The sequence below is a fragment of the Cryomorphaceae bacterium 1068 genome (assembly GCA_027214385.1).
Taxonomy (GTDB): domain Bacteria; phylum Bacteroidota; class Bacteroidia; order Flavobacteriales_D; family Cryomorphaceae; genus JAKVAV01.
The window spans coordinates 82,081-94,402 of record JAPVXR010000005.1 but is presented as its reverse complement, the minus strand read 5'-3'; the positions used below and the strand labels follow the sequence as shown (position 1 = coordinate 94,402).

At 44.9% G+C, this 12,322-nt stretch carries 11 protein-coding genes; 4 read left to right on the top strand and 7 right to left on the bottom strand.

The genetic code is table 11. The features are described from left to right. Window positions 1-15: 15 nt before the first annotated feature. Window positions 16-357, bottom strand: coding sequence for a hypothetical protein (locus O3Q51_08760; protein ID MCZ4408896.1), 342 nt, complete (start codon window positions 355-357; stop codon window positions 16-18). A gap of 141 nt (window positions 358-498) precedes the next feature. On the opposite strand from O3Q51_08760, the gene O3Q51_08755 reads away from it, so the two are divergent. Then, a complete protein-coding gene (locus O3Q51_08755; GenBank protein MCZ4408895.1) occupies window positions 499-2,121 on the top strand; it encodes a family 16 glycosylhydrolase in 1,623 nt (540 codons plus the stop codon). Between the two features lie 14 nt (window positions 2,122-2,135). Further along, on the top strand, window positions 2,136-2,546 hold the full coding sequence (locus tag O3Q51_08750; protein ID MCZ4408894.1) for a hypothetical protein: 411 nt from the start codon (window positions 2,136-2,138) through the stop codon (window positions 2,544-2,546). 57 nt (window positions 2,547-2,603) lie between these two features. On the opposite strand, the gene aqpZ is transcribed toward O3Q51_08750, so the two are convergent. The 6 genes from aqpZ to O3Q51_08720 form a co-directional block, all read right to left on the bottom strand. Continuing rightward, complete coding sequence (gene aqpZ, locus O3Q51_08745) at window positions 2,604-3,317, bottom strand: aquaporin Z (protein ID MCZ4408893.1); 714 nt, start codon at window positions 3,315-3,317, stop codon at window positions 2,604-2,606. 369 nt (window positions 3,318-3,686) lie between these two features. Further along, window positions 3,687-3,890 (bottom strand): DUF2892 domain-containing protein, encoded by a 204-nt coding sequence (locus tag O3Q51_08740; GenBank protein ID MCZ4408892.1) that lies wholly within the window; start codon window positions 3,888-3,890, stop codon window positions 3,687-3,689. 3 nt (window positions 3,891-3,893) lie between these two features. Then, complete coding sequence (locus tag O3Q51_08735; protein ID MCZ4408891.1) at window positions 3,894-4,208, bottom strand: hypothetical protein; 315 nt, start codon at window positions 4,206-4,208, stop codon at window positions 3,894-3,896. Window positions 4,209-4,227: 19 nt separating this feature from the next. Next, on the bottom strand, window positions 4,228-7,443 hold the full coding sequence (locus O3Q51_08730) for an efflux RND transporter permease subunit (GenBank protein ID MCZ4408890.1): 3,216 nt from the start codon (window positions 7,441-7,443) through the stop codon (window positions 4,228-4,230). A gap of 132 nt (window positions 7,444-7,575) precedes the next feature. Next, complete coding sequence (locus tag O3Q51_08725) at window positions 7,576-8,655, bottom strand: efflux RND transporter periplasmic adaptor subunit (GenBank protein MCZ4408889.1); 1,080 nt, start codon at window positions 8,653-8,655, stop codon at window positions 7,576-7,578. A 14-nt stretch (window positions 8,656-8,669) separates the two neighbouring features. Beyond that, window positions 8,670-9,980 (bottom strand): TolC family protein, encoded by a 1,311-nt coding sequence (locus tag O3Q51_08720; protein ID MCZ4408888.1) that lies wholly within the window; start codon window positions 9,978-9,980, stop codon window positions 8,670-8,672. A gap of 495 nt (window positions 9,981-10,475) precedes the next feature. On the opposite strand from O3Q51_08720, the gene O3Q51_08715 reads away from it, so the two are divergent. Both O3Q51_08715 and O3Q51_08710 read left to right on the top strand, forming a co-directional pair. Then, window positions 10,476-10,994 (top strand): DUF4440 domain-containing protein, encoded by a 519-nt coding sequence (locus O3Q51_08715; protein ID MCZ4408887.1) that lies wholly within the window; start codon window positions 10,476-10,478, stop codon window positions 10,992-10,994. Between the two features lie 185 nt (window positions 10,995-11,179). After that, window positions 11,180-12,319, top strand: coding sequence for an aspartyl protease family protein (locus tag O3Q51_08710; GenBank protein MCZ4408886.1), 1,140 nt, complete (start codon window positions 11,180-11,182; stop codon window positions 12,317-12,319). Window positions 12,320-12,322: the final 3 nt, after the last annotated feature.

Sequence of the window (12,322 nt, the reverse complement as noted above, 5' to 3'; positions counted from 1 at the left end):
TTCAAACTTTTCAGGTTAGTCCTCGCTGCCTAATTCCCCCTCTTCTAAATCGATGAGGATAGACCCGATGGAATAAGAAAACCATTCTTTAAACATCTCGAGATCTATTTCATCGGGCCAATGATCTTCGTCAGTAGTGGTTAAAAATAGTTCGTTGGCGAAGATGTCCTCCCAATGCTTAATAAGCGGCTCGTCTATGTTTTTCCAATTTCCCTCCACCAAATATATGGTGGCTTCATCCTTCTCAGAGGGCTGTGTGGGCTCCTCATCGGGTAGTACGGCATTTGCCCAATCGTGGTATGCTTGTTTTGGCACAACACTTATTGCGCCGCGATTAAGAGTATCTCCGTAAGCCATGCTTGTCTGATTCGGTTTTAGAGGGCGAATCTAACGTTTTTCCATATCGCAAACATAAAGTGTCACAAGGATGTTAGGTATTGCAGGTATATATTTGTATTCCTTACACCGATGGGTATTTTCCTATTTAAATCAGTGCAGATGAAATTTTCTATAATAGTAAGTGCGATTTTTATTCTTCTTAAATTTTCATCAATCGCTCAAACAATTGAGCTGACGGATGACTTCGAATCTCCTTCTGAGGGCTTGGAATGGTTTGGCGACATAGCTGTTGTAAATGAGAATGTTTCCAACCCTTTTCCATCGGGAATCAATACCTCATCGGGAGTGCTGGAATACATTGACTATGGGGACGATTACTCATACTTTAGAGTTGATGCTCCACTAAATTTCGACTTGACTGAGAACAGCACCTTTACACTAAAAATATATGTTTCCTCCTCCAGCATAACAGGAGAACAGCCCAATCAAATTGCTTTTAAGCTTCAAAATGCCAATTTGGCTCAAGCATGGGTTACACAAACAGAAATTGTCAAAAGCATTGAGTTGGACCAATGGCAAGAATTGAGTTTTGACTTTTCGACTAACGAGTTCAACAACCAGAATAGTGCTTCCCCCCCACCAATTGAGCGATTCGACTTAAATCGAGTATTGATCCAAATCAATGGAGAGGCAAACAACGATCTCGTCACCGCTTACATTGATGATTTTTCATATGATGGGGTTTTGGACCCCGATGCGAATCCAACCACATCCATCTACAACAACTTGGTTTGGTCAGATGAATTTGAAATGGACGGTGTGGTGAACCCTGCAAATTGGCATCATCAAACACTTCTTCCCAATAGTTGGGGTTGGTTTAACGGCGAATCGCAACACTACACGGATCGCATTGAAAATTCTTATGTAACCGATGGAAATCTTCATATCGCAGCCAAACGAGAAACGTTTACTGATCAAGGGTTAACTAGGGAATTCACTTCAGCTAGATTAAATTCGAAATTCGCCTTCACCTACGGCCGGGTAGTTGCGAGAGCCATTTTACCGGAAGGAGGAGGAACATGGCCTGCCATCTGGATGTTGGGAAAAAATATTGCTGAAGAAGGCGGCTACTGGGCTGATGAATTTGGAACAACAGGATGGCCCGAATGCGGTGAAATCGATATTATGGAACATTGGGGCTACAATCAAAACATTGTTTCTGCAGCGTTGCACACGCCTTCATCATATGGAGCTACCGAAAATCACGCAACGATTTTTGACGAGAATGTTTCCCAAGACTATCACCTCTATGAAATGGAGTGGTCCCCGGAAGCTATTAAATTCAGCCTGGATGGATCCGTCTACTACGTATATGCCCCTGAAGATCAAAACCCTGAAACTTGGCCTTATACGGAAGATCAATACATTTTGCTAAATATTGCCATGGAAGAAAACGTGAGTTCGTCTTTTCAAGAGAGTGAAATGATACTGGACTACATTCGAGTGTACCAAGAGGGAAATCCTACTTCCACGCGCAATGCAGAAGGCATTCAATTGAAGATCTACCCTAATCCTGCTCAAGATGTACTAATGGTGGAGTCCTCCATCACAGATCAAGCCGTGATCGAAATATTCTCGGTTACGGGTGTAAAGGTGCTTTCGCAAAATACAGTAGGTGCCAGAACCATCATCTCATTGGATAATTTGCCTGCAGGTTCTTATGTGGCTATGTACCGAAGTGATGATTCAGCCGAATCAGTTCCTTTTGTAAAAATTGATTAGAACTCCATCTACCCATGAGAACACCTCTTAATGGAAAACCGACCACAATAGGAGTCTTCGGTGCCATTGGAGAGGCATATATCGCCAGAGCATTTTTGGAATCAAGAGGAATTCACTGTTTTATCAAAGAAGAAATGGTCAGAAGCTACTACTATGCCATGACCGATTTTTTAGAAGGTACTGAATTGCAGGTAGGTCAATACGATGCATTAAAAGCCCGAACCCTTTTGATTCGACATGGATATGTAATAGAAGAAGTACCGAACCACTCCGTACTAATGCTGCACTTGGAAAAGTTCACTGCAAAGATTCCACTAATAAAAAATTGGAAATTTGAGCAGCGAGTGATGGCAACCTTCGCCGTGGTTCTCATCCTCCTGGCAGGAATGGCTGCTTTGATTTTTCGGAATACGATTTTTTACTGAAAACAAAAAAAGCTCGCCACCTTCGTAGCAAGCTTTGTACAGAAAACACTCTTGAGCTTATGCGTGTCCCTCAATATCCGGGGCGACATCCGCCTCAGGAGAAATAAACTTATACACTAGCCCGGCAAGCACAGCTCCGACTATTGGTGCTACCCAAAAGAGCCATAATTGGCCGGTAGCCCAATCTCCGACGAAAAGTGCTTGGCTCGTACTTCTGGCAGGATTTACAGAGGTATTGGTAACGGGAATACTAATCAAGTGAATAAGCGTAAGCCCCAAACCAATCGCTAGTCCGGCAAAGCCGACAGGCGCCTTTGAATGTGTGGCACCAAGAATAATCATCAAAAAGAAGAATGTCATGACGATCTCAATGGTAAGTGCGGCCACCATACCGTATCCACCGGGAGAGTGATCTCCATATCCATTGGCAGCAAAGCCACCCAATTCGAAGCCGGGAGCACCTGAAGCAATGACGTAAAGAATTCCTGCTCCCGCAATTCCTCCAAGAACCTGAGCAATGATATATCCCGGAATGTCTTTAGCGGGAAAACGTCCACCCGACCAAAGCCCGATGGTAACGGCAGGATTCAAATGACAGCCTGAGATGTGGCCGATGGCATATGCCATAGTAAGCACGGTAAGACCAAAGGCAAGAGCCACTCCTGCAAAACCAATTCCCAGCTCAGGATATCCCGCAGCCAAAACAGCACTTCCACAACCGCCCAAGACGAGCCATCCAGTTCCAATAAACTCTGCTACTAACTTTTTCATAGTTGTAATGATTAGGTTTAATAATGGTTTATAGTCAATTAGGCCTGTAAAATATGAATTTTAGAAAAAGGTCGATTGATAAAATTAATTTTCATCAACAGATTATTGGAAGACTGGAAGATTCCGATCAACTTTATGATCATCGGTTCTCAGAGATCATTCCCCTTCTAAAGTGGAAGAATCAGGTGGAGTGTGGCAGATTAATTTGATTTGATAGCACTCGAAGGCACCGACCTCATCACTCCAAAAAAAAACCTGCCCTTCCGATGGGAAAGACAGGTACTCTTCGAAATATGATGCTGGAAATCTCAAAGTAGTTTAAGCTCCACCCTTCATCTTAATGGGTTTAGTCAGTGCACTCTTTTACGATTACAGGCTTCCTCTTGGTGTATCTTTTACTCCGATTCCCTTCAAAATCTTTTCCATCAAGCACCATTGGGTAAATGAAGATTGAAGCAAATTGGCTCCTACAAAAGCGGTAAACCAAAGCCAATTGATATTAACGGAAATGGCCAGAATTAAACTTATCAGAATAAAACTGCCAGCTACGGCGTGAACGATTCGATTGATCATGATCTATTGGATATTTGACTGCTCCACATTGAGTGAAACAAGGTGAATTTTTGACTCAAATTCTTGTTTGGAATTCGCGTGATTTACTTCCTTGAAAACACAATCAGCCATTTCTGCGGAAGCAAAAACATAAAACATAACAGACTGTGTGGTATGTGACTCATCCCCCGCAAACCAATGCGGAACTTCCTCGGCCTCTTCGTGGGTTTTATAACCCGCTATTTCGTGAAAGGAAAAGGTTTGAACCTTGCACTTCTTGAGGATGTGCTTTACATCCGTCTCGTATGCGCTAATGGCTGTGATGACTAAAAACTTCATATCCTTTGGTTTTAATTGCTTACTCACCTTTCATTTCGGCGTGAATCTTTTCCCATTTTTTATACTCCGTCATGTAGTAAATAAGTGGAACCACAATCAGGGTTAACAAGGTGGACACTATGGCTCCTGCCACCAATGAAATGGCCAATCCTTGGAAAATCGGGTCGAACAGAATAATAGAAGCTCCGATCACTACAGCTCCCGTGGTGAGCAGAATAGGCGTAGTTCGCACCGCACCCGCATCGATTATCGCGCGTTTCATCGGAACGCCTTCTTTCAATCTGATTTCAATAAAGTCGATGAGCAGCACGGAGTTCCGAACCATTACTCCCGCCAAGGCAATCATTCCGATAAAAGAAGTCGCGGTAAAGAAGGCACCCAAAATCCAGTGCCCCAACACAATTCCCACCAAAGACAGCGGAATAGCTACCATCATCACCAGAGGGGTTTTAAAATTCTGGAACCATCCGACGATCAACATGTAAATCACAATAATCACCACCAAAAAGGCCGCTCCCAAGTCTCGGAATACTTCCAGCGTAATCTGCCATTCGCCATCCCACTTTACGGTGTAGTTTTGCTCGTCTTCGGGTTGGCCCATGTACATTTCATTCATGGTGTAGCCCTCCGGAAGTTTAATTTCCTTCAACTTCTCTTCCATCCCCAAAATGGCATACACCGGACTTTCCAGTCCTCCCGCCATATCGGCCATTACGTATACCACCCTTTTCTGATCCTTGCGGTAAATGGAATGCTTCAAGGTGTTTTCCTCTATCCGCACCAATGAACTCATCGGCACCATATTGCCCGCTTGTCCTTTCACTTGCAAGTTCTGAATAGCCTGCAGATCGGTTTTATCCCGATCATCCAGGGCCAGAACGATTCCGACAGGGTCGCTGGAGTTCTCATCATATAAATTCGATACCGTATGCTCGCCGAGTACGTAGGTAATGTTTCCCACCACTTGTGCAGGAGCCACTCCATTAAGCATGGCCTTCTCATTGTCTACCACCAATCTGTATTCGGTTTGTGGAGCTTCCACTCGCCAGTCGATATCTACCACGGCATCTGTACTGTCCAGAATATCGATCACACTTTGAGCGACTTTTATTTGCCCATCGTAATCGGGGCCATAAATCTCAGCCACCAAAGTGGAAAGAACGGGAGGCCCTGGTGGTACCTCTACAATCTTCACGTTCGCTCCGTATCGGGCAGCGATTTTTTGCACTTCCGGACGCACCCGCTTGGCAATGTCGTGACTCTGATCGGAGCGCTCGCCTTTGTGCAAGAGATTCACTTGTATGTCGGCCACATTGCTGGTAGAACGCATATCGTAATGCCTTACCAATCCGTTGAAAGTGATCGGTGCAGAAGTACCCACATAGTTCTGGTAATTCACAATCTCGGGAACCGTAGACAGGTACTGAGCGATCTCCTTGGTCACAGCCGCCGTGCGTTCCAGCGTGGTTCCCTCGGGCATATCTATCACCACCTGAAATTCGTTTTTGTTATCGAATGGAAGCATTTTTACAGCCACCGATTTGGTGAAAAACATCCCTACCGAACCCAACAATAACACCACTGTAATCCCAAGCATAATATAGCGTTTGGAAGAACTGTCGAGCATTGGCTGCTCTATCTTTTTGTACACACGGTAAATCCAGCCCGTTTCCATTCCTTCCGCTTCTTTGTGCTCTTGAGAATCTTTCTCGCGAAGGAGGTAATAGCCCAGATAAGGCGTAATGGTCAATGCTACAAAGAGCGATAATATCATGGCGATGGATGCACCGATCGGCATTGGGCTCATATAAGGCCCCATCATTCCCGACACAAAAGCCATCGGCAAAATCGCTGCGATTACGGTAAAGGTGGCCAGTATCGTAGGGTTCCCTACTTCGTTGATGGCGTAGATGGCGGCTTGTTTAAACGGCAGGCGCTTCATCTTGAAGTGGCGGTGCATGTTCTCAGCGATAATGATGCTGTCGTCCACCACAATTCCCACCACAAAAACCAAGGCAAAAAGGGTAATCCTGTTTAGGGTATATCCCAGCATGTAGTAGCTAAACAGCGTAAGCGCAAAGGTGAGTGGAACAGAGAAAAACACCACCAAACCACCGCGCCATCCCATGGCAAACATCACCAAAATGGTAACGGCCAAAATGGCCACCCCAAGGTGTAGCAAAAGCTCGCTTACCTTGTGCGATGCCGTTTCCCCATAGTTACGGCTTACTTCAATATTGAGATCATCGGGTATGAGCGAAAGCTTCAAGCCCTCTACTCTATCCAGAATTTTTTCCGAGATTTTCATGGCATCTGCACCCTTCACCTTGGCCACCGAAATGGTCACGGCAGGATATTCAGACGGAGCATTTGCATGTGCCTCTTGGGCAGAGCCGTAGCCAAAAGAAACGTAAGTGGCAGGCACTTCTGGCCCGTCTTCAACGCTTGCAATTTGATTGAGGTAAACGGGCATATTTTGATGCACGCCAACCACGATGTTTCCCACATCTTCGGCAGAGCCCAAAAACTGCCCCGTGGTAACCAAAAACTCTTCGTCGCCGCTATTAAAACGACCCGATTGTGAGCTATAATTATTGGCCTTGATCATCTCGATTATTCCCAATGCATCTATCCCGCTTTCGGCCATTTTATCCTTGTCGAGCACCACGCGCAGTTCGCGATTTCGCCCACCGATGATATTGGTAATGGCCACATCCTCTACTTTTTTGATCTCAGTCACCAGCTCCTCAGCCATTTCCCGAATCTCAAAATCGTCGTAGTTCTCACTCCACAATGTCAGCCCCAACATCGGCACATCGTCAATGGAGCGGGTTTTTACAATAGGTTCAAAAACGCCCTCGGGAAACAGGTGGCGGTTCTTCATCAATGCATCGTACAGATTGACGTATGAACGCTCCACATCCTCTCCCACGTAAAACTGAACGATGATCATCCCCATTCCATTCATCGCCGAGCTATGCAGGTGTTCCACACCCTTAATATTGGCGAGCACCTTCTCCAGGGGCACGATTACGCGACTTTCCACCTCCTGAGGATTGGCCCCCGGATAACCTATCATCACGTCGGCCATGGGCACTACGATCTGCGGTTCCTCCTCACGAGGGATGAGCGTAGAGCTGTACACCCCGATCACCATCAGTCCGATCATCAGCAAAATGGTCAGCTTGGAATTGATAAAGAAGTTGGCAATTTTACCCGATATTCCTTCTTGCATGTCTTTATATTTCTTTGGGCGTGTCCCTTCGGGCCGGGCTATCCGCTACTATCTTTTTGGCTGAAAAGGCCAAAAAGGATAAATGCTTCTATCCCTCACGCGCGTGTTCGTCTAGTTGAGTTTCAGCAAAAATTAAAATGTAACTGTGACGCCATTGTATAAACGACCTTCGGCTGAGACGATAATTGTTTCATCAGACTTTAAGCCCGAAAGTACCTCGACCTCTTCACCGTTATTTCTACCCGTTCTGAGCCAGCGTAAAATGGCTGCATTTTCATTTCCAATGGTGTAGACTCCCGTGAGTTGTCCTTGGTGAACGAGGGCAGCTTCAGGTATCCACACACTTTCGTTTTCTATTTGATTGTTCTTTCTATTGGCATGGATTCGCACATTGGCATACATACCGGCAAATACGGAGCTATCTGATTCCATATCGATCTTCACCACATATTGGCCTCCCGTGTTTTTTGCCGAAAGGCTCACTTCACTCACCGTACCTTCTATCGTTTTGCCTAAGGATTTGAGCGAAATATCTGCTGCCAATCCTTCGCGAACGTATTTTATTTCCGACTCTGAAACCATAGCCACGATTTGCATTTTGCCAGGAGCTTCCATACTCACCAAGGGCATTCCCGGATTGGCCATATCTCCTTCTTTCACGAAAGTGTTGATCACCACACCGCTGAAGGGAGCTCTGATATTGGCGTACGAAAACTGTGCATTGACTTCATTTTCCATTTGACGGGCCACTTCAAGTCCGGCCTTGGCCATCTCGTAGCGGGTAGTCATATCGTCGAGCTCCTTTTGGGAAGCACTCTTCTTGGCAAACAAGGCCTGAAAGCGTTCGTAATCCCTTTCGGCATTTTTAAAGGCAGCCTCAGCTTGCATCACGCCTGCTTCAACCTGTCCTTTTTTGGCCAGCAAATCCGTGTTGGAAACGCTGATCAACAAATCGCCTTTATTGACATTTTGACCCGTCTTTACCGGAAGGTCTTGAACGTAGCCCATCATTCGGGTGCTGAGATTGGCGCTTTTTGTAGCTTCTACTTGTCCCGTTGCCGAGATGTATCGCGTGTTTTCACCTCCTGAGGCCTTCTGAACTTTTACGGCTATGGATGGAGATTCAATCGTGCTTTTTTCTGCCTCGTGCGAGCATCCTGCAGCGAACAAGAGTAAACTGAGACCAAAAATGCTTTTGTGTATATTTTTCATAGTGTTGACCATTTCTAGCGGGTTAAAAATTCGAGGTACTTTTTGCTGTAATTAAATTCGAAAATTGCTTGTAGGTATTCGAGTTCCTTTTTGAACATCTGCGTTTCAGACATCAATAAATCCGTAGTTTTCATTAATCCTTCCTTGAAGCGATCGCTTCTGATGCGGTAAGCTTCCTCGGCCTGCTCGAAGGCCAACCGGCTATTGTTGAGTTTGTTTGAAGCGTCTTCAAGCTGACGATTGGCCTGGTTTAACTCCATTTGACTCTGGTTGCGATACTGTTGTGCTTCTGTCTGAGCTTTGGCATATTCCACTTTCGACTTTTGGTATTTCCCGATGGATTTGTACCCATCGAAAAGCGACCAGGACAAACTGGCTCCGACGAGGTATCCATTGGCACCAAATCCAAATGGATCGCCATCGTATATTTGGTAGTTTCCGAATGCATTGAGACGCGGTAGAAAGCCCATCTTTTCTGATTGGAGCATTTTGCCATAGGCTTCAGCTGACTTTTCCACTGCCAGAATATCCTTTCGGAATTCGGGTACCATCGCAATCGATTCCAACGATTCCATCTCAGCGTTCAAGTCTTCCGTTGGTTGATATACCTTACCCGACATATCTTGATTCAAAAGAAAAGCGAGGTAGTCGGAGGCATTTTGCAAATTACTCAGAGCCATCTGAAGTTGGTTTTTCACTTGATTTACGCGCACTTCTACATCGAGCAAATCCATCTTTTGCAAAAGGCCCTGATCGTAATAGTCTTGTACTAACTTCAGGTTGGCGTCGGCAGTAGCATCAGCTTTGCGCAGCACTTCCACGGCCTTATAGGCTATCTGCAATTGCATGTAGGCTTTTTGCGATTCCAGATTGAGGTATTCGCCTGTGCGTTGAGCCTTCAGCTCATAGGCATCCATTTTACTTTTTGCCGCTTGTCGTTCAAAAAGCCCATCCATGTTAATGAGAGGTTGCTGTACCTCAATCATCGTGGCGTAGTTGTCAATTTGATCGGGGTCGTTGAGCAAATCAGGATTAAAATCGCTTTGCGTCAATATTTCCTGATTCAGCTTTGAGCCAAAAGCCATCAATGGATTTGTGGTGAGTATAGCCGAATAAGAAGCGCTGATATTGGGCAAGAACAGGGCATTCGACTGACGATAATCAGCCTGAGCCGATTCGAAATCACTCTGAGCGAGTCTTACTTGGAGATTTGACTCTTGTATTTCCGCCAGGACATTTGCGTTTGAAATTGAAACCGTATCCTGAGAAAAAAGACCTGAACCCGTGTAGAGAAAGATCCAAACCAATGCTATCCGATGCCTCATATTTTCACAATGAATTTTGATTTCGGGCTGATCAAATGAATGCTTTTGAAAAGCCCTCGGTTATGAATTAAAGCGCAAAAGTAGAGGCATAGAACGCCGAGCTTAGTAACCAATGTTACTTAACTCGGCTTCAGGTAACCCACGTTACAAAGGGCATTCCGTGTGACTAATGTTACACAAGACTCAATGGAAAAATACAGTTGCCAACTATGTTTGGTTTGAGAGAATTGAGTTCTCAATAATCCCCATTTCTGATGCGGGGCAGAAAAATGAAGATTTCATGATGCATTTGCACCACTCATAAAGTAGGGTTGAATCGATCTGATTCAAAAACCGGGAAAGCCTTCGTTACAAACTAGGATAGGTACGACTTAAAACAGCGAGTCCTGACAGGAACTGGCTCTAGCAATTGGTTTAATACTTTAACGACAAATTGCCTTAACTTCAACCGAACTTTTTGAAGTCCTACTCTAAACCCTTGAACAAACCAAACCCATGAAAAAATCAGCTTTCTTTCCTCATTCATTCATTGCATTTCTTGCCCTTTTCACGTTAAGCATTGGACTTCAAAGCTGCGAGCAGCCAACTGAAGAAGTGGAGATAGAAGTTGTAGAGGAAATCGTTCCTGAATTTGATCTCGAAGCCGCTAAAGCAGAGATTGAAGAAGCCAATAAAAACTTTGCCGCCCTAGTTGCCGCAGGCGATTCTGTCGGATTAGCCAACTCTTATACCGTCGATGCGCAATTCATGAACTCAGGAGCACCTGCAGTTAAGGGAAGAGCGGCCATTCAATCCGCCATGTCAGGCATTGTTCAATCAGGTATTACCGCTGTTGACATCAGACTGGAAGAAGTCTACGGAACAGAAGCTTTACTCGCAGAAGTAGGCGAGCTCACGCTTTACGTTGGCGATGATGCCGTGGCCGAAGAAAAGTACATCGTGCTTTGGAAAAAAGAAGACGGACGATGGAAACTGTTCAGAGACATTTTCAATTCGAATACTCCCACTGAGTAATATAGGTCCTGTAAATCGAACTATGCTTTTCTTTGGGGAAAATTCAAATCGCGAGTACAGTGAACATCCTATTTCGAAAAAGCCCCCGTACATCACTCAGCGCAAGGACTGTTTTTAACCAAGCTTATTTGGCGTTGCTTCTCATATTTCTCAGTAGCTGTCAATCGTCAAAGGTTTTTAAACTCATGCAAGAGGGCTCGGTTGAACAAGAGAAATTCAATGTGACCGTGCCTTTTGAATATCGTGGTGGGCTCTGCTTTATTAATGTGGAAGTGAATGGTGAAAAGGCTTGGTTTCTATTCGACACGGGGGCGCCCAATCTGGTTTCAGAGAAATTGGCCGAAAGGCTAAATCTCGTTACCGAAACTAAAGGCGGTGTGAAAGACTCTGGAGGAAACTCCACGAAAGGCAACGCATTTGTGCGCTTGGAGGATATCAATGTGGGTGGGGTCCACTTTAAAAATACCGGTGCAGTAATTCAGAACTTGAGCGCATCAGACATTTTTAAATGCTTGGAAATAGATGGCATTATAGGTGCTAACCTGATGCGACAAGCCTTTTGGAAAATAGATTATGAGAATGAGACCATGAGCTTGAGCTCCGACCTTAACGATTTTGGGATAGACAGTAGTTATGCTGTTCTCCCCTTTGATGTAAAGATGACAGGCACTCCCATAATCGATATTTCGTTTGGCGGGGTAACGGCAAAAAATATGATTTTCGATACGGGTTCGAACAAGGAGTTCTCATTCCCACTAAACTACCTGAGAGAGGCACAAAAAAGGAAACCCATTTCCACTACATGGGAGCTCGGAGCAACGAGCTATGGCGTAGGAGGAAAAGCTCTCGCCGACACGATTTTCTATGCGGTGATTGACACCATGGAGCTTAGCAACTTGACTGTACCCAATAGTATAGTCGCCTTCGATGCACACTCCGATAATTTTGGAAATGCATTCTTCAAACATTACGATGTAGTCCTCGATTGGAAGAACAGAAAGATCTATATGAAATCTGTATCTCCCTATGAAAACAGCACATTGAATAGTCACGGATATGGAGTAAACTTGGTGAATGGAGGAATGGAAATCGGTTCTATTTACAATGGCTCTGCGGCCGACGGAAAACTTGAAATCGGTGACCGAATTCTCAAGATTGACGAGTACGACTTTTCGGCTGATGCCAGCGATTTGATTTGCGAATTGGTCAATTCTAGAGAAATCAGATTTAAAGAAAGAGATGTGATTGAGATGACAATAGAGCGCGGTGAAGAAGTACTGACTTTTCAATTGGAGCGGATGAGGATGCTACCTTTAGATCCATAAAGA

What these genes read in the sequence shown, in the direction of transcription:
- O3Q51_08760 (MCZ4408896.1), bottom strand. Translation starts at nt 357, where the DNA reads ATGGCTTACGGAGATACTCTTAATCGCGGCGCAATAAGTGTTGTGCCA.
- O3Q51_08755 (MCZ4408895.1), top strand. Translation starts at nt 499, where the DNA reads ATGAAATTTTCTATAATAGTAAGTGCGATTTTTATTCTTCTTAAATTT.
- O3Q51_08750 (MCZ4408894.1), top strand. Translation starts at nt 2,136, where the DNA reads ATGAGAACACCTCTTAATGGAAAACCGACCACAATAGGAGTCTTCGGT.
- aqpZ (MCZ4408893.1), bottom strand. Translation starts at nt 3,317, where the DNA reads ATGAAAAAGTTAGTAGCAGAGTTTATTGGAACTGGATGGCTCGTCTTG.
- O3Q51_08740 (MCZ4408892.1), bottom strand. Translation starts at nt 3,890, where the DNA reads ATGATCAATCGAATCGTTCACGCCGTAGCTGGCAGTTTTATTCTGATA.
- O3Q51_08735 (MCZ4408891.1), bottom strand. Translation starts at nt 4,208, where the DNA reads ATGAAGTTTTTAGTCATCACAGCCATTAGCGCATACGAGACGGATGTA.
- O3Q51_08730 (MCZ4408890.1), bottom strand. Translation starts at nt 7,443, where the DNA reads ATGCAAGAAGGAATATCGGGTAAAATTGCCAACTTCTTTATCAATTCC.
- O3Q51_08725 (MCZ4408889.1), bottom strand. Translation starts at nt 8,655, where the DNA reads ATGAAAAATATACACAAAAGCATTTTTGGTCTCAGTTTACTCTTGTTC.
- O3Q51_08720 (MCZ4408888.1), bottom strand. Translation starts at nt 9,980, where the DNA reads ATGAGGCATCGGATAGCATTGGTTTGGATCTTTCTCTACACGGGTTCA.
- O3Q51_08715 (MCZ4408887.1), top strand. Translation starts at nt 10,476, where the DNA reads ATGAAAAAATCAGCTTTCTTTCCTCATTCATTCATTGCATTTCTTGCC.
- O3Q51_08710 (MCZ4408886.1), top strand. Translation starts at nt 11,180, where the DNA reads ATGCAAGAGGGCTCGGTTGAACAAGAGAAATTCAATGTGACCGTGCCT.